Origin of the sequence: Brevundimonas sp., from assembly GCF_030704825.1 — a bacterium.
GTDB lineage: Bacteria > Pseudomonadota > Alphaproteobacteria > Caulobacterales > Caulobacteraceae > Brevundimonas.
In genome coordinates, this window is sequence record NZ_JAUYNX010000022.1 from 109,972 (window position 1) to 130,205 (window position 20,234).

The 20,234-nt window shown below is 63.2% G+C and carries 17 protein-coding genes; 1 reads left to right on the forward strand and 16 read right to left on the reverse strand.

Going from position 1 to position 20,234, the window contains the following annotated elements:
• Positions 1–26 precede the first annotated feature (26 nt).
• From Q8Q71_RS12435 to Q8Q71_RS12450, 4 genes are all read right to left on the reverse strand, one after another.
• Entirely contained in the window at positions 27–893 is an 867-nt protein-coding gene (locus Q8Q71_RS12435) for an SDR family oxidoreductase (protein ID WP_305759912.1), read from the reverse strand.
• Positions 890–2,176 (reverse strand): glycosyltransferase family 4 protein, encoded by a 1,287-nt coding sequence (locus tag Q8Q71_RS12440; protein WP_305759913.1) that lies wholly within the window; start codon positions 2,174–2,176, stop codon positions 890–892. Before Q8Q71_RS12440 ends, Q8Q71_RS12435 begins: the two co-directional genes overlap by 4 nt.
• Positions 2,177–2,185: 9 nt before the next feature.
• On the reverse strand, positions 2,186–3,214 hold the full coding sequence (locus Q8Q71_RS12445; RefSeq protein ID WP_305759914.1) for a polysaccharide biosynthesis protein: 1,029 nt from the start codon (positions 3,212–3,214) through the stop codon (positions 2,186–2,188).
• Positions 3,215–3,477: 263 nt separating this feature from the next.
• Entirely contained in the window at positions 3,478–3,795 is a 318-nt protein-coding gene (locus Q8Q71_RS12450) for a hypothetical protein (RefSeq protein WP_305759915.1), read from the reverse strand.
• A gap of 178 nt (positions 3,796–3,973) precedes the next feature.
• Here Q8Q71_RS12450 and Q8Q71_RS12455 point away from each other — a divergent pair, with 178 nt between their 5' ends.
• On the forward strand, positions 3,974–4,672 hold the full coding sequence (locus Q8Q71_RS12455; RefSeq protein ID WP_305759916.1) for a class I SAM-dependent methyltransferase: 699 nt from the start codon (positions 3,974–3,976) through the stop codon (positions 4,670–4,672).
• Between the two features lie 20 nt (positions 4,673–4,692).
• Here Q8Q71_RS12455 and Q8Q71_RS12460 read toward each other — a convergent pair whose 3' ends face one another.
• From Q8Q71_RS12460 to Q8Q71_RS12515, 12 genes are all read right to left on the reverse strand, one after another.
• Complete coding sequence (locus Q8Q71_RS12460) at positions 4,693–5,904, reverse strand: polysaccharide pyruvyl transferase family protein (RefSeq protein WP_305759917.1); 1,212 nt, start codon at positions 5,902–5,904, stop codon at positions 4,693–4,695.
• Positions 5,901–7,214: an O-antigen ligase gene (locus Q8Q71_RS12465; protein ID WP_305759918.1), complete on the reverse strand. Its 1,314-nt coding sequence runs from the start codon at positions 7,212–7,214 to the stop codon at positions 5,901–5,903. The genes Q8Q71_RS12460 and Q8Q71_RS12465 overlap by 4 nt, the downstream gene beginning before the upstream one ends.
• Entirely contained in the window at positions 7,202–8,614 is a 1,413-nt protein-coding gene (locus tag Q8Q71_RS12470) for a lipopolysaccharide biosynthesis protein (RefSeq protein ID WP_305759919.1), read from the reverse strand. The genes Q8Q71_RS12465 and Q8Q71_RS12470 overlap by 13 nt, the downstream gene beginning before the upstream one ends.
• A gap of 138 nt (positions 8,615–8,752) precedes the next feature.
• Entirely contained in the window at positions 8,753–9,853 is a 1,101-nt protein-coding gene (locus Q8Q71_RS12475; RefSeq protein ID WP_305759961.1) for a glycosyltransferase family 1 protein, read from the reverse strand.
• A gap of 39 nt (positions 9,854–9,892) precedes the next feature.
• A complete protein-coding gene (locus tag Q8Q71_RS12480) occupies positions 9,893–11,515 on the reverse strand; it encodes a hypothetical protein (RefSeq protein WP_305759920.1) in 1,623 nt (540 codons plus the stop codon).
• A gap of 47 nt (positions 11,516–11,562) precedes the next feature.
• A complete protein-coding gene (locus Q8Q71_RS12485) occupies positions 11,563–12,411 on the reverse strand; it encodes a class I SAM-dependent methyltransferase (RefSeq protein WP_305759921.1) in 849 nt (282 codons plus the stop codon).
• Complete coding sequence (locus Q8Q71_RS12490; protein ID WP_305759922.1) at positions 12,404–13,123, reverse strand: cytidylyltransferase domain-containing protein; 720 nt, start codon at positions 13,121–13,123, stop codon at positions 12,404–12,406. Before Q8Q71_RS12490 ends, Q8Q71_RS12485 begins: the two co-directional genes overlap by 8 nt.
• Positions 13,116–14,060 carry a D-isomer specific 2-hydroxyacid dehydrogenase family protein gene (locus Q8Q71_RS12495; protein WP_305759923.1) on the reverse strand — a complete coding sequence of 315 codons (945 nt, stop codon included), beginning with the start codon at positions 14,058–14,060 and terminating at the stop codon, positions 13,116–13,118. Before Q8Q71_RS12495 ends, Q8Q71_RS12490 begins: the two co-directional genes overlap by 8 nt.
• Positions 14,057–15,223, reverse strand: coding sequence for a UDP-N-acetylglucosamine 2-epimerase (neuC, locus tag Q8Q71_RS12500; protein ID WP_305759924.1), 1,167 nt, complete (start codon positions 15,221–15,223; stop codon positions 14,057–14,059). Before neuC ends, Q8Q71_RS12495 begins: the two co-directional genes overlap by 4 nt.
• Positions 15,216–16,268 (reverse strand): N-acetylneuraminate synthase family protein, encoded by a 1,053-nt coding sequence (locus tag Q8Q71_RS12505; protein ID WP_305759925.1) that lies wholly within the window; start codon positions 16,266–16,268, stop codon positions 15,216–15,218. Before Q8Q71_RS12505 ends, neuC begins: the two co-directional genes overlap by 8 nt.
• A 331-nt stretch (positions 16,269–16,599) precedes the next feature.
• On the reverse strand, positions 16,600–17,895 hold the full coding sequence (gene tviB / locus Q8Q71_RS12510; RefSeq protein WP_305759926.1) for a Vi polysaccharide biosynthesis UDP-N-acetylglucosamine C-6 dehydrogenase TviB: 1,296 nt from the start codon (positions 17,893–17,895) through the stop codon (positions 16,600–16,602).
• Positions 17,896–18,290: 395 nt separating this feature from the next.
• Positions 18,291–20,204 (reverse strand): nucleoside-diphosphate sugar epimerase/dehydratase, encoded by a 1,914-nt coding sequence (locus Q8Q71_RS12515; RefSeq protein ID WP_305759927.1) that lies wholly within the window; start codon positions 20,202–20,204, stop codon positions 18,291–18,293.
• Positions 20,205–20,234: the final 30 nt, after the last annotated feature.

The window sequence follows — 20,234 nt, forward strand, 5'->3', positions numbered from 1 at the left end:
CAATTCCCCTAATTACTGTCCGGCGATCAGCCGAACGCGTGCATTGTGGCGACCAGTTCCGGCCAGGAAGGCGGCGCATAGCCCGTTGCGTCCCGGAAACGGTCCGAGTTGAGCGAACGGTCGATCACCAGCGAATCGTCGGGCGCGATCTCGATGTCCCGGCCATACGCCGCGGCGAACAGATGGAGCAGATCGTATTTGGCGATGGCATCAGCCGAGACATGATAGAGGCCATGAAGCTCCGGTCTCGGGAGGACATGCTCGCGCACGATGCGCGCCAGCTCGACGGTCGGGAGGCCGGAGAAGATCGCGCGGCGGAACCCCCGAACCGGGCCGGGCTGCGACAGAAACCAGCCGAGCAGGCCGTTCGCCGAGTCCAGTTCGTGGCCAATGATCGATGTCCGAAGAGTGATGGCATTAGGCGCGGCGACTTCGCCCAGGAGCTTGCTGAGTCCGTAGAGATCAGTCGCATCGGGCTGGTCGCTTTCGCGATAGTCACCCTCTTTTCCAGAAAACACGCAATCCGTGCTGATGTGGACAAGCCGGGCTCCGCCCGCCGTGCACAGCTGAAGCAAGCGGTGCGGCAGTAGCGTGTTGATCGGAATCGCGTCGAGGACCCGATTGGCGTTCGCAAGCTGCTTCACCAGGCCAACACAATTTACGACCACTTCCGGCCGATGGGTTGCGAACAATTCCGCGAGCCGGTCCGCACTTTCGCCATCGAACCCGCCAAAGATTCGTGCTCGCAAAGGTTCGGCAAAGCGGCTCGCTGCGGCAGTCGACCGGGCGCCCCCGCGTACCTCCAGCCGGGGATCCTCCGACAACAGCCGAAACATGGCGTTGCCCAGCATACCCGTGATTCCCAGCACCAGGACCCGCGTCGGCGCGCTCATTTTGCATCTCCCTGTTTGAGCCCGACGTCGTCCGGCGGCCAACCGCAATCCGCTGCAGTTTTTAGTAGCACAAGAAGCGTTTCGGCGAGTTGCTCTGGTCGATAGTTCTTGTCGAAGTAACGCTGGGCCGCGAGACCCATCGCTGAGCGCTGCTCTGCAGGGCGACGCTTCAGCTCGCGGATCGCATCGGCGAGCGCCGCCGCATCCTCGGCCGGCACGGCCATCCCCGCTCCGGCCTCGACGACCAGTTCCGCGGCCTCGCCGTTGACGGCCACCAGGAGCGGGATGCCCGCGGCGAGATAGGACTGGAATTTGCTCGGCACGGTCTGCGCCAGATCCGGCGAGTCGACGAGCGTCAGCAGCAGCGCCTGGCACTGCGCATAGATCTGCGGCATGGCCTCGGGCGGCAGCCGTCCCGCGAGCGCAAGGTTCGCGATGTCGTGCTCGGCGATCTGGGCAGCGATCCAGTCCTGCATGGCGCCGCTGCCGAAGAGCGTGATCTGAACATCGGGCTCGTCACGTAGCAGGCGCGCCGCGGCAACGACGGTTTCCATCGCCTGGAGCGTTCCGAGATTGCCGCCGAACACGACATTGAACTTGTTCGCCGGCAGCACCGGAGCCTGCACCGCGCCCGGCGCAGGCGGGTGCTCGCCGGGATTGGGAAAGAAACGCACGGGCACCCGGCCGGCCTCGGGACGCAGCATCGTCACAAATGCCCGCGACTGGCACAGGATCAGGTCCGACCAGCGGTAGAGCCGGCGCGTGATCCAACCGACGGTCGCGAGGATCGCCGGCGACTTCACGAAACCGGTCGCCTGGAGCGCCTGCGGCCAGATGTCCTGGATCCACAACACCAGCGGCGCACGCTTGATCAGGCGGAACCAGACGCCGACAAAGCCCTGAAAGGCCGGCGTCGTGGTATAGTTGAACTGGACGTCGAAGCGCTGCCCGCGCAGCAGCCAGGCGCCGAAGACGATCCCGCTGACGACAAACGACATATAGTTGAGGACGAGCCGCAGCGCGCGGCCGTCGCCACGCGGAACGACGGGGACCCGGTAGATCGAATAGCCCGCGGGGTGGCGCTCGTGCTGCAGCCGATGCGCCTGATATCCCTCAAATACCTTGCCGCCGGGGTAGCTCGGATGTCCGGTCAGGACCGTGACGTCGGCGCCAGCGGCGATCAGATCCTCCGTCACCTGATTGATGCGGAAGGGCTCCGGCCAATAATAATGGCTGATCAGGAGCACCCGAAGCCGGCCGTCGTTGCGTTCCCCTTCAGGCATCAGACAGACTTACAGATCGGGATCGACTGCCTCGCCGCGAGCCACTGCCTGCATATAGGGCAATGTCATCAGCAGGGCCTTGGTCTGTTCCATGTCGAGCCGGTCGGTATTGTGCGAGTGATAGTCGCGCGCCTCGCTGATCCGCTCCTCGCCCTCGGCGAAATATTGGGCGTAGTTGAGCTCCCGCAGGTCGGGAGGGATGCGGTAATATTCTCCCTGGTCTTCGGCCCTGGCCGTCTCCTCCCGCGTGAGCAACGTCTCATAGAGCTTTTCGCCGTGCCGGGTGCCGATGACGTTGATGGGGTGATCGGGGCGCCCCATCAGCTCGCGGACCGCCTGCGCCACGTCGCCGACGGTCGATGCAGGCGCCTTCTGTACGAAGATATCCCCGTTGGCGCCGTGCTCGAAGGCATGCAGTACGAGTTCGACCGCGGAATCGAGCGACATCATGAATCGCGTCATGCTGGCGTCGGTGACGGTGATCGGCTGGCCGTCGCGAATCTGGCGCACGAACAGCGGGATCACCGACCCGCGCGAGGCCATCACATTGCCGTAGCGCGTGCCGCAGATGATCGTGTCCCGCAAGCCGCGCGACTTGGCGACCATCACCTTTTCCATCAGCGCCTTCGACATGCCCATCGCATTGATCGGATAGACCGCCTTGTCGGTCGACAGGCAGATCACGCGCTCCACGCCTTCGGCGATAGCCGCGTCGAGCACATTGTCGGTGCCCTTCACGTTCGTCAGCACCGCCTGCATCGGGTAGAATTCGCACGAGGGAACCTGCTTCAGCGCCGCCGCGTGGAAACAGAAATGCACGCCACGCATCGCCCCGCGGACGCTGCCCGGATCGCGCACGTCGCCCAGATAGAATTTCACGCGATCGCTGTTGTAGAGCTTTCTCATGTCATCCTGCTTCTTCTCGTCACGCGAGAAGATGCGGATCTCCGTCAGGTCGGAATTGAGAAAACGGCGCAGCACCGCGTTGCCGAACGATCCCGTACCCCCGGTAATGAGCAGGGTCTTGTTGCCGAACATCAGACTCTCCGGGCGGGATTAATAACTGCGCGCGCGTGCAATGGACGGCGGCGGCGCTGCAGCCGGCGCACAACCGCACCGCGCGTTCATACAATGCGCACTCATCTGCCCCCGCTCCATTCCCGATTTCACTTCGGCTTATAGGGACACGAAAGATCCCGTTCGAGTGAACACCCGTTGGGCGGTGCAGCGCAAAGCCCACCGTCCCCGCGCGTCGCACCCTCGTTAGGAGGTTTGCCGTATGGCTGCAAGCTGCGGCAAGGTCAGTCCGCCTCGCGCTCGTCGATCATGACCGCGCGAAAATGATCGGCGCAGCGCTGCGCCCGCGAACGCGCTTCGGAGAGTGATCTCTCATCGCAGGCGCTGATGCGAGCCTCCCGTTGCTCCTCCAGGCTGCGTTCGATGTGCGGAGCCGACACCTCGGAGAGTCTCGCTCCAAGAAGGCCCAGGCTGTCCATCATCGAGACCATCTCGGCGTTCCTGGCCAGCATACAGGTCGGAACATTCTGGGTGTGGGCGATGATGATCGGATGCATCCGCGCGCTGATCACGGAACCGAACTCGGCGATGAGCGGCGCCATCTCCTCCGGCCGAACATATTCCAGCTTCAGCCAGGTGAAACCGGGGATGTCTTCCAGAGCGGATGGTCGCGCAGAATGTCGTCGTAGCCTTTCTGTGAATCCGCGATATGTAGATATGCACACTGGCCAAGGTATAAACGGGCCTTCGCCAGCATCGACTTTCGTTGGGGCCTCGGAAATGTCAGCAGTCAAAGCCAAGTTGCGCGAGCTAGGATACCTGCTCGGTATCTCCAATTCCGCCAGAGCGGATAAATGCATCGCGAAGGACGAGCGGGAGAACCGTGGGGACTTCGCGTTCGCCGACAAGGTCCTCGCGGCGCAGTCCGCTGCGTCGGTGAAGGCCCCGAAACAGCGCTACAAGCTGGTCGATCTGGAGCGCCTGCTGAAGCAGCACCTGCCCCTGTCGATCCTTGAGATTGGTTCGGGCGGCACCACCCCCGTCTTTGCGAAGTACGCCAAGGAAACCGGCGCCCGCGTCGTCTCCGTCGATGAGTCCGAGGAATGGGCGGGATTGACCGCGCAGATGGTGGCCGCGCTCGGGTATGCCGACATCGTCGAGTTCGTCATCTGCCCCAAGCGCATCGACGCCGACAAAATGGAGGCGCGATACGAAGGCCTGCCAAGCGAGGAGTTCGACTTCGTGCTGATCGACGGCCCGGCGCTTGAGCAGGACGGCACGTCTTACAAGCTCGCGGTCTGCACCGACATTTTCGATCTCCCGCCGCCCAAGGTGATAGCAGTGGATATGAGACGCCCAACCGTGGACGCGATCTGGCACCGACTTGGGAACGTCTACAAAACGCAGCTTTCCGACATTCTCGGTCGGGAGGCGCGCGTTGGGCTCAGCTATTTCTCGGTATTCGTGCGCAGGGATTAGCCGGCTCAGTCCAGAGCAGGCTATGTTTTTCGAATTTCTGCGATGCGCACCGGAGGCAGAAGGTTTGCCGTATGGCTGCAAGCTGCGGCAGGGTCAGTCCGCTCGCGCTCGTCGAACATGACCGCGCGAAAATGATCGACGCAGCGCTGCGCCCGCGAACGCGCTTCGGAGAGTGATCTCTCATCGCAAGTGCCGACGCGAGCCTCCCGTTGCTCCCCCAGGCTGCGTTCGATGTGCGGAGCCGACACCTCGGAGAGTCTCGCTCCAAGAATACCCAGGCTGTCCATCATCGAGACCATCTTGGCGCTCCTGGCCAGCATATAGGTCGGAACATTCTGAGTGTGGGCGATGATGATCGGATGCATTCGCGCGCTGATCACGGAACCGAACTCGGCGATGAGCGGCGCCATCTCCTCCGGCCGAACATATTCCCGCTTCAGCCAGGTGAAACCGGGGATGTCCTTCCAGAGCGGATGGTCGAGCAGAATGTCGTCATAGCCTTTCTGTAAATCCGTGGTCCAGCCATAGATCTGCGTTCCGCGAGCGGCCTCCGCGCGGGCGAACGCCGCAATTGCCTCCAGATAGCCGAGGTCCACGAACTTGTCGTAAGCTGGCACGATCAGGAGGCGCGCGCCGTCGTCGGGCCGCAGCCCCAGGTGTCGCGCCCGTTCGGGATCGAGTGTACCGCGGCTGTAGCGGGGCAGATCATAGGCCGGGTCCGCCACCAGGTGCAGCCCATCATAGCTTCCGTGCATGATAGTGCGCGCGCGCTCCACGGAGGCCGGGTCGCGCAGGCAGCTTCTGACGCCTTCGCGAAATACCCACTGGCGCAGCAAGGCTCGCGACAGTCTCGAGCGAAGCCGATCCAGCCCCACCGCCCAGAGCATCACGGGCACCTTCCTCCGGCGCGCGGCGCGGCACAGATGCGCAGTGCGCGCCAGATGACCCCAGAAAGGGTTGATTACCCTTGGCTCGCTAAGCTGCTCTCCGCCACCGATGATCACGCCGTCGAGCTGATTCATCATCCGCAGACTCTCGGTGTCCCAGCGGCGATACTCGAGCAAGGAGCATGTCTTCACGCCAAATGACCGCGCCACGTGATCGGGGTCGCTGCATGAAACAGTAATCTGAAGATCGAAAGCGGCGAGAGCCGTCAGGATCTGGTGGAGGATCAAATCATCCCCCAGATTCATCCCGCCATAGGGTCCGACGATCATGATGCGCTTCGTCATCGAGCGCTCGCCCCATGCAGGCCCGCGCGGGCGCGTCTGGTAAACGGGGGTCGCGATTGAGGCACGCGGCGGGAGGCTCTCCCGACGTGAAGTATGGCGGCAGCCAACATCCAGAAATACATCGCCCCGACCCAGGCCTTCAGCGTCTCGTGGAAGGTCAACTGCAGCACGATGACGATGAAGGCGCCCATGATATACGGCAGGCGATCGTCGACCCGGCTACGCCACAGTTGAATGCCACGTCTAAAGGTTGTTGCGACCACGATGTAGAAGGGCAGCGCCCCCAGCACGCCGAGTTCAAGCAGGACCTTGATCGCACTGCTTTCCGCGCCCAGTTCGACGCCGCCCGACCTGACCGCGAGCAACGACAACAACCCCGATCCATAGCCTGCGATCAAGGTCCAGGCGCTCGCGGTCCACATATCAAATGCATAGGCGAAATAGGCGAGCCGCTCGCTGTTGCCGGCGTCGCTTATGGTCAGAGCGCTGAGCACGAACCCCAGTTGATCATCTCCGGCCAAAGAGACGCGGGCGGTCAGCAGGTACAAAACCGTCGATAAGACAAATAGCCCTACTGTGAAAATGACAAGCACTCGCCGATTGGGCGATTTAGGCAAGAATGTCGCAATTGCGACAAGTGAAATCGACATGTAGATCAACGGCCCCCTGCTTGCAGATAGGATCAAGCCGGTAATTTGGATTACGAGAATCAGGATAGGCAATATCTTTTTGTAGTCCTTCATTACGTAATAACACGTCGCAATAATTCCAAGCGCGAGTTGTAGTCCAACAAGTGATATGCTCTGATTGATTCCATAACGTCGCGTTACATCTGCAATTGTCGCGGTCTTGAAGAGCGCAGTGCCGGTTATGCTTTCATAGATAATGGGGACGGCATTCAGTATCCCGCCCAATATCAACAAGCTCATGACCAACTTCGGCCAATCTTTGCTCATGTCCCGGGAGAGGTAGAGGAATACGCCGATCCATGTCGCCCATGTCAGAAAGGCGAAGGCGCCCGAGTTGAGGCCATGACTTGCGGAAATGAACACGGCGTGGACCGAACAGACCAGCAGAAGCGCCAAGGCGGCGAGTTCGGTAACACTGGTCAATCTACGGGTGGCTGCCAGCCGCACAAGCGCAACGCCCAGGAACAGCATCGGCGCCACCACCCAGACCAGCAATAGCGGGTGCGAAGCGCCGTCTTGAACAGAGAGGCCAAGCGCGCTGTACAAGACCAGCTGGAAATTGAGCTGCAAAAAAGCCAGCGTGAGGGCCACGACCCCCAGATCCATTCTCAGTTTCCGCATGAACTACTCTCCGGGTCCTCGGCAGCGCAATGCCTCTGAGCGTTTCTCTCCGGGAACAACAACGCCCACAATGGCCCCGCCCAAAAGACAGCCACGAGGGCGGTCTGTATCGCCTTCGTCGCCCAAAAAGCGCTGTCGTGGAACCCCCAGCCGAAATCCAGAATGACCAGGGTCCCGACCAGCACAGCCACCACGGACGCTACGCTTCGCGCGAAGGACGGCCAGGGAAAGCGCCATCGGAAATCGGATCGCGCGGAAACGGCGATCGGAATGGACAACAGGAGATAGGCCACGGCCAGCCCGAACGCGACCCCGCTCGCACCGGCAGCCTCCGCCAGCAACACCATGACGATTGCGGTCACGACGAGGAGAAGGGCGTTGAACATCAGCAGCCGCCCGGTTCGCTTCACGATGAAGAGGCCGTTGTAATAGACCTGAAAGACGCTGCGGCACAGATTCGCCACGGCGCCGCCGGCGAGCACCCAGGCGGCGAACGCATAGCCCGGCCCCGCCGCAAGAAGCTGGACGAGCCCTTCGGCGCACATCACGACGCCAAGGGTCACGACCGTCAGCAAGGTGAGATTGTCCTTCATGACGTGGGGCAGCATCCCCTCCACCGCCGTCCGGCCCGACGCGCCATAGAGATTGATCAGCCGGGTGCTGTAGGAGGAGATGTAGGCGGTCACGGCGATGGCCGTGCTCTTGCCCAGGATCGCACCGAGGCCGTAGACGCCCATCGCGCTCAGATCGATGTACCGCGCCAGCACCACTCCATCGAGGTTGAGCACGAGCGCGAAGAGCATGGTTCCGAACACCAACGGTCCGGTGAAGTGCAGCGAATGCCGGAGATAGGCCAGCCGCATCCGACCGCTCAAGTGGCGCGCCAGGAAGCCGAACGCCGCGAGCATCGCGACGGACTCAGCCAGGATCATGGCTTGAAGCGCGGACGTGATGTCGCCCTGCCCGTCGCCAAGGAAGAGCCAGAGGAAGAGAATGAGCGCCGCGCCGTAGACGAGATTGAGGACCAGCACGCGCCTGGGCAGCTCCAACGACTTGATGAGCGTCAGCGCCAGGCTGCGCGTGGTCATGACCAGCGACCAGACGCCGACATAGAGAGGGAGGAGGCCCAGGGGAATCGCCAGATTGGGATAGAGCCACGGCAGAAGCGCATGGCCGGCCAGGGCAAGCACCGCGGCGAGGAGCAACTGCACCACGCCGGCCGCCAGGAAGATCGTCGCAAGGAAGCCCTTTTGATCGTCGCCTTCGAAATCGATCCGCAACCGGAGGATCGCGCTGCCGAAAAGTGCGCTCATCACCATCTGCAGCGACATCACGATCTGGGCGAAGATCACATAGGCCCCGAAGTGCTGCTTCGAGAGGGCCCAGGTCAGGATCGGCAATGAGACCAGGACATAGGCGTGCCCCCCGATCCCCGCGGCGAGATACCATAGCCCGTTGATGTTGATCCGGCGCCGGTGAGCTTGGATATCGGAGGTCAGCGGTCTGTTCCCTGTTGCAAGCGCGTCGGCTTCACATGCCTACTCTTGCGCCGACAGGACGGACAACAACTCTCGCGCATGATCGTCCCACGTCCATGCCGGCGCCGTCGTCGGCAGGGGCGGAGCGGCCAGCATGGCCTCCAGCTTCGTCGCCATCTCGGCCGCGTCGCCCGGAGTGAAGAAGACGCCCTCCCCCCCGGCCACTTCCCGCAGCACCGGCAGGTCGCTGGCGAGGAAAGGCCTGCCCAACGAGAGCGCCTCGACAATGCCCAGGCCAAAACCCTCGTACAGGGTCGGGAACAGGTGCACGTCCGCCCGCGCCGATACGGCGCCCAATACCTCGCGCGGGACGCGCCCCGCCAGGTGCACGCGATCCGCGACACCGCAACGAAGCGCGACAGCGTTCAAATCGGCCAGCTCCGCCGCGTCTCCCCCGGTCACCACGAGCTGGAGCTGGTCGTAGAGATGCGGCGCCCTCTCCTTCACCAGGGCGAGCGCCTCCAAACTCGTATGCTGCGACTTGTGAGGAAGCTTCGCGCCGGTCTGGAGCAGCAGGTAGGGGCCCTGTGTCCATGCATCGGGAAGCGTCGCGCCGCTGTCGCCCGACAGCGACGGGACCGCCTCGGGAATGGTGGTGATCCTGGCTGCGGCGGCCGGAAAATGGCGGGCGACCTCCTCCGCCGCGGCCCGGCTCGGAGTCACGATGGCTCGGGCGGCGCGGATGGACACCGACACCATGATTTTCTGCGCCAGGTTGAAGGCCGGGCGATATCGCGGAAAGTTCGACCGGTAGTAGAAGGCGGCCAGGTCGTGCACCATCAGGACCGTCGGGCCCGGGACGATCGGCATCAGATTGAACGGAAAGAAGGCGACGTCCCCCTTGGCGGCCCGGATCAGCGACGCGGCGACGCGCTGCTCCTCGGCCAGCGCCAGCACCGTGCCCCGCGGCATCGGATGGTCGCGCACTTCGATCCCGGGAAATTCGCGGATGAACCAGTCGCGCGAGGCCGAGGCGCAGAGCACGATCAGCCTGTGTGACGTTGCGACGCGCGCCAATGCCGACAACATGTGCGCCAGATAGACTTCGGCCCCGTATGTCTTTCCGGGATTGAATCGCAACGCCGATAGTACAATATTCATGTCGTTCACATCCCCGGCGGCGACAGTTCTCGCGCTTGCTCAGCTTCCAAGGGCATGGAATGGCCTGCCGGTCAGACAGGCCTCGATAAGATGATCGAGTTCGGGGATCCCGCCGGGCGCGAGGGCGGTCTCGTCGTCGAACAGATAATCGATGAAGCGGGGGCCGCGCATTTCCGCGAGGGGCAGGATTATCTGTCGCCGGACATGATAGTGATAGCCAAACCCGAGCGCGGCCTCGACCATTTCCGGCCGCGGCTGCAAACCCTGCGCCATCTGGCCAAGCAAGTCGAAGTAATCCGCCTTTGAAACAGGGTCGAAAGAGATGCCCTTCCCACTGAAATAGGCCTCGCCGGCGGTCAGGACTGGCTTGCCCTGGACCGCGGCCTCGAGCCCGAACTTGGAGCCGAAAACGAGGCATCCGTCCACTTCCTCCAACACGTCGTAGCTCGAGGTGGAGCTACCCGGTGCGATCAAATGCACGTTCGGTGGCAGGGTCTCGAAGGCAGCGTTCAGGATGTCAGCGGACTTCTCGCGTGTCTCGAAACCCACGCGGATTTCCGCCGGGTGCGCCCGGATGATCAGCGACAGCTCCGGGCGCTCGGCAAACCAGGCGACCGTCTCCACCAGCCAGTCATTCATCGTCGCAAAGAATTTGGGCTTGAAGGAAATCTGCGCGTCCCAGCCCAGATTGGGGAACATGCCGAAGACCCTGGCCTCCGAAGCGATACCCAATGTCTGGCGAAGCGGCGCCCCGAGCGGTTTGGTGCCGGCGTAGTAGTTGATGTTGTCGGAGTGGCTCGCGCTCCCCTTGCGCGTGATGTACTCGAGCAGTTCCGACCGGCGCACCGGATCAAGCGCCTGCCCCTGCCAGACAGCACCCGTCTCGGAAATCACATCCTGATGATAGCTCTGGTTGTGACTGAACAGGAACGCATTGCTCTTATACTGGAAGCCCCACGTCACGAACGGCGTGCCCACCATCTTGAAATAATCGCAGAAGACGCCCCACGAGGCATAGATGCCATGCGAGCTGATCAGCAGCTTTGGCGCGTAGGTTTCGTGAATTTTACGTGCCGCCTCGAGGGAAACCAGCGCGGTCAAAAGGAAGCCACGGGCGATTTCGGGCTCGGCCTCCACTTCCACCCGGCTTTGCAGGAAGTAGCGGCACAAGGAGCTCATCACCTGCCGTCCGATATCGACACCATATTTGGAGTAGGTCGGAATCTGCTCGATCGGCGCGGCGGCTGCCTCTGCTCGCAGGGACTCCAGCGTGGCTGCGCCGAGCAACCGGTCGAAATGGAGCGGCGCCTCGCCGAATGAGCGCACGAAACGCTCGGTGCGCCAAAGGTTGAGATACCGATCCCGGAAGCGCTCGCCGGAGACGAGATAGCCGTCGGCGAAATTCACTGCCCGTTCTCCGACGCCGATCAGGGGCCGGTAGCCGCGCTGCCGCAATGCTCTTGCCAGGACCAGTTCGAACCAGCTTGCGCCCGACGTGACTCGAAACGGCAGCAGCACCACATTCCCGCGGTCGGCGCTGATATCGTCGACCGCAGCGACGCGTCGCCCGCGAAACGCGCGCGCCGACAGCGGATCCAACGCGTTTGAAACACGCTGAACGAGGGGGTCGAATCCGAGGCGAAACCCCTTCAGAGGCAGCATGATCAATGGGTCTCTTTCGTCGTGGTGGGGATGGTGGCGCACGCCTCTCAGGCTGGACGTCTGCCCCACACCAGGAACGCCTGCCCGAAGCCCTCTTCGCACAACCACGGATTGCCCATGGGCGCGCCGGCGGCGCGCTCCTTCAGCATCTTCTCGAAATGCGCGACGAGTGCGGTCTCGGCGGCGGGCGCCATCAGCGAGAAGGGAAAGGCGGTCGAATGGCTGATCATCGGGAGCGGATAGGTGCCGATCGCCCGATTATCCTCCAGGCCGACTTCCGCCATCGCCTCCAGATAGCGGGGCGACATCGTGTCGGACCGGAACACCTCCACCTTCTGCATCCCGTCCACCTGTGCGGGGACAAGCGCCTTGATGATGTCGTTGATCCACTCATAGTCCTTCTGGACGTTTTCCGGCATGCTCGGCACGACATAACCGATGAAGAGCCCGCCGGGCGCGAGGATCCGGGCCTGTTCGCTGATCACCGGCGTGATTTCCTCGAAATGCTCCAGCAGGCCGATCGAGAAGACGACATCGAAGCTGCCGTCCTCATAGGGCAGCTTGAGGCAGTCGCCCACATCGAAGCTGGCGCGCAGGCCGTTCGCGTCAAAGGCCTTCTGCGCGAGCTCGATCGCCTTGGGGGAGAGGTCGAGCAAGGTGCAGTCCCAGCCGGCATCCGCGAAATAGGCGCTCAACGAGCCGCGCCCGCACCCGACCTCAAGCACCCGGCCCGGAGTGTCCCGGCCGATCAGCTGGGGAAAGGTGAGCCAGTGGTTGCGGAACGCCAGCTGGATCTGGTTCTGCGGGCTCCCACGCGTCCAATGGAGATAACCCGCTTCCTCGGTCGTGCGCCAATTCGCATCGAAACTCGAACCGTCGCCCTTGAAACTATCCATTGATGCTCTCCTCAAGCAAGATTTGCGCAATCCTGAAATCTGTCATCGTATCGATGGTGATCGCCCGTTCCTCAGGAATGATCACCGCCGAAATGGTTTCACCGTAGATGGATCCGGTTCTCCGCAACATCTCGACGGCAATGACGTAGATTAGGCCGGTGCGGACAAAGATGGGGGGCAAGTCCTGGCGGCGGGCCATTCGCACGTCCGCCGGCAGGATCCAATGTGCCTTGTGCTCGTCGTCGAGCGTGAACATGGCGCTGGGGTGTCGCTGACCCGCGTCGTAGCCGGCGATCACTGTATCGGCCCGGCTTTCCAGCGCGAGATTCACCGCCGCATCGATATCCTGCGCCAGGACCGTGGGACTTGTGGCCTGGACGAGTGCGACGTGCGTGAAATCCATCCCTTCGCGTTCCTGGAGCGTATCGAGCGCGTGGCGAATGACATCGATGACCAAGCTCTTGTCCTCGGCCAGATGTGGAGGGCGCAGCCAGGGCGTTCGAAGGCCGAAACGGCGCGCGACCTCAAGGATCGCCTCGCTGTCGCTACAGCACAACCGATAGTCCACAGTCTTCGCTTCTGCAAGCGCAGCCGCCGCCCAGCCAAGCAGGGGGCGCCCGTGGAGGGTCTTCAGATTCTTGCCGGCGATTCCCTTGGAGCCGCCTCGCGCGGGAAGCAGGCCAAGGACTCGGGCGACCGACGTATTAGCCACAATGCACCACTTCGTTGACGATATAGGCCGCGAGGCTCTGTTCGGTCAGGTGCATCGCGTCGCGGCTGGCGCCGCCGATGTGCGGTGTGACCAGGACGTTGAAACCGTCGCGCGCCGCTGCAACCAACGGATTCCGCCCCAAGTCGCCGGCGACGAGGTTCTCGCGCGCCAGAACGTCGACCGCGATACCGGCGAGGTGACCGCGGCGCAACGCGAGCGCCGCCGCCTCCTCGTCGAGGATTTCGCCCCGTGCGGTGTTGATCAGCAGCACGCCCGCCCGCATCTGCGCGATCTCGGCCTGACCGATCAGCCCGTCGGTCTCCGCCGTGTACTTTGCGTGAATGGACAGGATATCGCTCGCCGTGAGGAGATCGGCCAACTCGGCCCTTTCGACCTGTTGATCGGAGAATGCTGCATCATCCAGATACGGATCGCATGCCCGCACATGCATCCCGAATGCGCGGCCGTAGCCGGCAACGTGCCGGCCGATACGGCCGAAGCCGATAAGGCCCAACCGCAAGCCCTGCACCTGCCTCGCCTGAAAGCGGTCCCGATCCCAGCGTCCGCTCTCCACCACATCCCGCGCGGCAGCGGGTATGTGACGAAGCAGCGCCAGCAGAAGCCCGAACGCCAGCTCCGAAGTCGAGGTGACCTGTTCGATCGCGGACGGGCAGTCCCGCAGCGAAACGACGCGAAGTCCGACTTCGTCGCAATAGGCGGTATCGATGTGATTCAGCCCGGTCGTCGGCGTCGCGATGAGCCGCAGCCGGGGAAAAGCGGACAGCAGCTCGCGACCAATATAATGTCCCAGTCTCACAACCAGGAACTCGACATTCGACGGATCCGGAGCGGTCGCGAGATGCACCGGCGCGAGTTGTCTGTAAAGCGCCACCGCCGCCGGACTATAGGCCTCGGGTTCCAGGATCAGGACGCTCACGTTTCGTAGATGTAGCTTAGGCGCTTCTGCGCGCGGGGCCGGAACGCCTTGACCGCTTCCACGATCCGGGGGCTGGCGTCGCCGATGCCGTAAAGCCCGTCGATCGCGTATCGGCCGTGCGCGAGTTGGCGAGTCACCGAGTCCAGGACCGAAGCCGATTCGGCGGCGCATGTGATCAGGTTCGATCCGTACTCGCGCCCCTCTTGCCGATTGCCGACGAGAACGACCGGTGTGCCGGAGAAGGTGCTGTCCCGCACGAAGCTGGACGAATTGCCGACCGCACAGGCCGCCCGCATCAGGACCTTCTGATAGGTTACCGGCGGAAGGTTCTTGAGCAGGCAGAGCCAGCTGTCGCTATTGTGCTCGCGATACTTCCGCAGCACCTTGGAAATCTGATCGGACCCGGCATCGACGTTTGGCCACAGCCAGACGGTCGGCATACCCACTTGTTCCAGCGCGGCGAGCAACTGCTCGACCTGATAGGTCTGGGACGCGATTTCAGTGGTTACGGGATGGAAAATCACCAGCAGATAGGGTGCGTCTGGATAGACCGACGCGCCGACGGACGCTCTTGTGAAAACTTCGCGCGGCAGGTCCCCTTCGAGCGAGAGGATATAGTCGCCGACCGGACAGCCGACATTGTGCACGGTTTCGGCGGGCTCCCCCATCCGCCGAATGTAATCCGCCGCACGTTCCGTCGCCGGGAAATGCATATGGGACAGCTTCGTGATGGCGTGCCGGGTGCTCTCGTCGATGGATCCCGACACCTCTCCGCCCTGGATATGGGCGACAGGGATGTTCATGTAGGCCGCCGCGATCACTGCGGACAGAGCCTCGTAGCGATCGCCGATCATCAGCAACAGGTCCGGCGCCAATCGATTCAGAGCAGAGGTGAATTCGATAACGCCAAGGCCGATGCACTTCGCCATCGTGGCGGGCGTCGAGCCCTCGATCTCCAGATAGACTCGATCGTCGATGCGAAAACCGTCCTGCTCGACTTCGTTGGCCGCCATGCCGAACCGCTCGAGGAGCATTGTTCCGGCGCAGATGGTCAGCAACTCGATCTCGGGATCCCGTGCCAGCGCCTGCATGACGGGACGCATGCGACCGTAGTTGGCGCGGTCGACGAGCACGACGCAGACCCGGCGGGGCGCATCAGCCATGGTTGCCCCCGATATCGGTCCAGGTGATGACTGCGCCGCGCGGCACGTCCCGCGTCAAGGTCCGACCGGACACACGCTCCACATCCTTCGCAAGGATCCCCACCGCCGGCTTGCGCAATATCATGTCCTCCATCTCAAGCGTCTCGCCGGCCACCATGTCCCGCGTTGCGTAAGCCGACTTGCCGAACAGCGTCTTGAGATCCTGCATCTCAACGGCGACAGCGTCCTTGTCGATCGGGTTGGCGATCGCCCGGCGGACGAACTGGCACCCCTCCACAAGCGCCGGAAGATCGCCGAGAACGACGGACGCGCCGGTATCAGGACCGAAACACGCCTTGGAAAAAACCACATGGACCTCGATCATGTCCGCGCCGAGCGCGCAGGCCCCGATTGAGGCATAGGGCAGGCCCGAATGATCCGACAGGCCAGTCGGGTAGGGATAGCGGTCCCGCAACGACCGAACGACATTCAGGCCGACCTGCTCGGCCGCGCAGGGGTAGGCCGTCGTGCACTGAAATATGCCAATCTGGTCATGATGCGACTCCAGCGTCGCCACCGCCTCGTCGATTTCGGCCCAGGACGCCATGCCCGTCGACAGGAGCACGGGGAGACCAGTACGCCCCATCGCCGTCAGCATCGGCAGGTTGGTGGTCTCTCCCGATCCCACCTTGAGGGCAGGAACCCCAATATTGACCAGAAGGTCGAGCGCCTCGAACGAAAAGGGCGTCGACAGGAAAATCAGGCCAACCTCTTCAGCGTGCCGCTTGAGGCCCGCCCATTGCTCGGGCGTGAATTCGAGCCGCTCCCAATAATCGTAGCGGGTCGCATCCTGATAGGAGAATTTCTTCCGGAACGGTTCCCCGGGGGTCGATTCCGCGGCTGCGATATGAGTCTGGAACTTGATCGCCTGGGCGCCGCTTCCGGCGACCCCGTCGATATAGGCATGCGCTGTGCCCAGACTTCCGTCATGGGCCATTCCCACCTCGGCCACGACGAATACGGGTGCGCCCGCTCCTACCTCCACCTGTCCAATCTTCAGGGGCACTCGGTTGCGCTCTCGAGCTTGCTTCATTTAGCGGGGCTTCTCGTTCAACAGGTCGCAAGCCCACGGGACCCTGCGCGCGGTCCAAACACACTTCATGTGGCAGATCACGTTCGTCTATCCGGTTCTCGCTGCGTTGCAACCCATTTTCCTTGCAGGGCGTACACCTTGAGACGCCGAACAGGCCAAGGCAAGGAGCCCGGATCCACCGCCGCCGGCCTGGGAATCTGGGCAGGGTCATAAGTGGATTTTCTGCCTGACAGCGGCGAGGATTGCCGCGCATCAGGAGAGATCAGGACGAGACGACGCCTTCCCGACGTCCGTGCGGCCTTCGTCACAATCTGAGGTCGGACGCTCCCGGCGGTAGAACATACTTCAGGTCATAGACAACACAGGCCGGCTGGCCGAGGGCGGCGACGCCCTCGGCACCCAACTCGCGGAATTGCTGGTGAGCGACCGCCAGAATGATGGCGTCGTAGACTCCGGCTTCGGGCGTTTCGATCAGCGACACTCCATACTCGTGGCGCGCCTCGTCGGGATCAACCCAAGGATCGTGGACATCGACGGTGACATTGTATTCCTCCAGCTCGCGCAGGATATCGACACAGCGGGTATTACGCAGGTCCGGACAATTCTCCTTAAAGGCGAGTCCGAGCAGGAGGACGCGAGAGCCGGCCATCTCGATACCCTTGCGCAGCATCGCCTTGATCAGCTGGGACACCACATAGGTGCCCATGCCGTCATTGATGCGCCGCCCCGAGAGGATCACCTCGGGATGATATCCTGAGGCCTGTGCCTTGTGCGTAAGATAATATGGGTCGACGCCGATGCAGTGGCCCCCGACCAGACCCGGCCGAAACGGCAGGAAATTCCATTTGGTGCCAGCGGCCTGGAGCACCGCCTCGGTGTCGATTCCCAGGCGGTTGAAGATGATCGCCAGCTCGTTGACGAGGGCTATGTTCAGGTCCCGTTGCGTGTTTTCGATCACCTTGGCCGCCTCGGCGACCTTGATCGACAGCGCCCTGTGCGTACCCGCGGTGACAATCTCGCCGTATAGTTTGTCGACAAAGTCCGCGACAGCCGGAGTGGACCCGGACGTCACCTTGACGATCGTCGCCAGGCGATGCTGCCGATCACCCGGATTGGCTCGTTCGGGGCTATAGCCGGCAAAAAAGTCCACATTGAACGCCAGGCCAGACATGCGTTCCAGCACCGGCACGCAATCCTCCTCGGTGGCGCCGGGATAGACAGTGGATTCATAGATGACCACATCACCCTTCTTGAGGATTTTGCCCACGGTCTCGCTCGCGCGCAGCAAGGCCGAAAGATCAGGGCGCTTGTGCTCGTCTATGGGTGTCGGAACGGTGATGATGAAGACATTGCAGCCTGCCAGCGCCGCAGGGTCAGAAGTAAAGGTCAAGCGATCAGAGGCGACCAGTTCCTGAGTGTCGATCTCCAGTGTTCGGTCGATGCCGCGCCGCAGCTCATCGATCCGTTCGGCGTTGATATCGAAGCCCAACGTATCGAACTTCATTCCGAAAGCGACGGCGAGCGGCAAGCCGACATAGCCCAGGCCCAGAACTGCAATTCGCTCACTGCCGACAGGCATCATCTCGACGTATTCCTTCAAGGCCACGAATTATGGATTCGTCCGAGCAACGACAGGTGGGCGGATCGACTTGTCGTCGCGTTCATCATAAGAGCCGCGAAAGCGGATCCTGTCCGCCGGCCGTGCAGATCAATGCTCCCAAGGGAAGCCCGAATCGCGCATCAACCGACTTGAGAATACACTTCCACAATAAAACCTAGACTTCGTAGAATGACCTCTACCATTCGACGAAGCGCGTGACACCCTCCTTGACCGACGTGGTGGGTCGATATCCGATCCTGGCGACAAGTCCGCTAACGTCGGCGAAAGTGTCGGGACGTCGCCCGGCTGGAGTGGCGGCAGTTCCTTGATCGCCTGCGGCCGAGGGATGATCAGGACAGACGTCCTCTCTTGATCGCAGAGTTTGCCGAAAGGGGTCAGGACCGGATCGCGTCAACCACCTCCAGAACGCGCCTGCCCGGGAGATCGTCGGTCAGCCTGGACTGGTCCACCAGGGCGAGGATGTCGGCCAGGCAAGTCTCGTCGGGGCAGGGCCGCCAGAGCAGCTCCATGATCCCCTCCACGCACGGCCGGGCCTCCTCGCCCTCGTCGCTCAGGACCTCGGCCAGTTTCTCGCCCGGTTGCAGGCCGGTGAATTCGATCATGACATCCACGTCCGGGGTCTTGCCGCTGAGTTCGATCATCTGGCGGGCGAGGTCGGCGATCCTGACCGGCTCGCCCATTTCCAGCAGGAATTTGCGCGGCCCCCCCGGCCGCGCGCCGGCGCCGGTGGCGGCGCTGTGGAGAACCAGCTGCACCGCCTCCGGGATGGTCATGAAGAAGCGGTTGACTTCGGGATGGGTGACGGTGACCGGGCCGCCGCGGGCGATCTGGTCGCGGAAGATCGGCACCACCGAGCCGGCCGAGCCGAGGACATTGCCGAAGCGCACGGCGGTCATCCGCGTACCGCCCCTGGGGGCCAGGTCCAGAAGCGCCTCGGCGATGCGTTTGGTCGCGCCCATGACATTGGTCGGGGCCACGGCCTTGTCAGTCGAGATCAGCACGAACTGGGCCGCCCCGTGGGCGACGGCGGCCTGGATGACGTTCCAGGTGCCGAGCACATTGGTCAGGACCCCTTCGGCGGGATTGTTCTCGACCAGGGTGACGTGTTTGAGGGCCGCGGCGTGGAAGATTATGTCGGGCCGTTCGGCGCGGACCACCTCGGCGACGCGGTCCGCATCACGGACATTGGCCAGGATGGCGCGACGGCCAGCGGGGCCGCCCACGCCGGCCAGTTCGCGGTCGATCTTGAACAGCAGGAACTCGGAATGGTCGACCATGGCGAGGTGGGCGCAGCCGAGCGCCAGCAGCTGGCGGCAGAGTTCGGAGCCGATGCTGCCGCCCGCCCCGGTGACCAGCACCCGGCGGCCGGCGACCAGATCGCGGATCGGGGCCGGGTCGAGGGCGATCGCCTTGCGGGGCAGGAAGTCCTCGAGCGGGATCTCTCTCAATACATTCTCCCCTCCGGGCGCGCCGCCGATCTCGGTCATGCTCTGGGGCTTGAGCAGCATATGGCCGGCGCGCCGCAGTTCGCCGATCCGCTCGGTGGAAAAGCCGTAGGCCTGGATCGGATCGTCGAGAAAGACGACGGCGTGCGGCCGGGCGCCCCGCGCCGTCAGGCCGCCGTGGGCCGGAAGCCAGGTCGCCAGATCGCCGACGAAGGGCACGCCGTGGAGACGAAGGCCGACCTTCTCGGGATGGGGGGTGACGACGCCGACCGGCTGATACGGGCTGTCGGGATCGCCCTGGAGCAACCTGAGCTGGCGGTCGGCGCCGGCCATCGGGCCGACGATCAGCAGCGGCGTCCGGTCCGTCGCCGGGCGCGGCCACCAGCTGGGCAGGAAATGGGCCGCCAGGCCCGGGTCGTGCGGCAGGCGCCAGACCATGCGAAAACCGACCAGCAAGGCCAGGCTGACCAGCCAGGTCAGGGGCAGGATCGAGCGCGGCAGCTGCACGCCGCGATCCAGGAAGAAGATCAGGCCGAGAAAGAGACCGGTGGCGACGGTGACGTTGCGGACCAGGCCCACCACCTCGCGCATGGAGGCGAACCGCCAAGCGGAGCGTTCCGACTGGAAGATCAGTTCGACGCCGGCGCCGGTCAGGGCATAGAGGCCGGCCCAGCGGATGACGCGGAGCGCGTCCGGGTCGGTCATCCACCAGACCAGGGGCACGGGGCGGCGCAGTTCATAGGCCAAGACAAAGCCGAGGAAGAGCAGGCCGACGTGAAGGCCGAATTTCGCCGCCCAGGCCACGGTCAGGCGAGCCCGCGCGGTTCTGGCGACACCCGTCATAAATCCCCTCGATGGTCCGGCCATCAATCT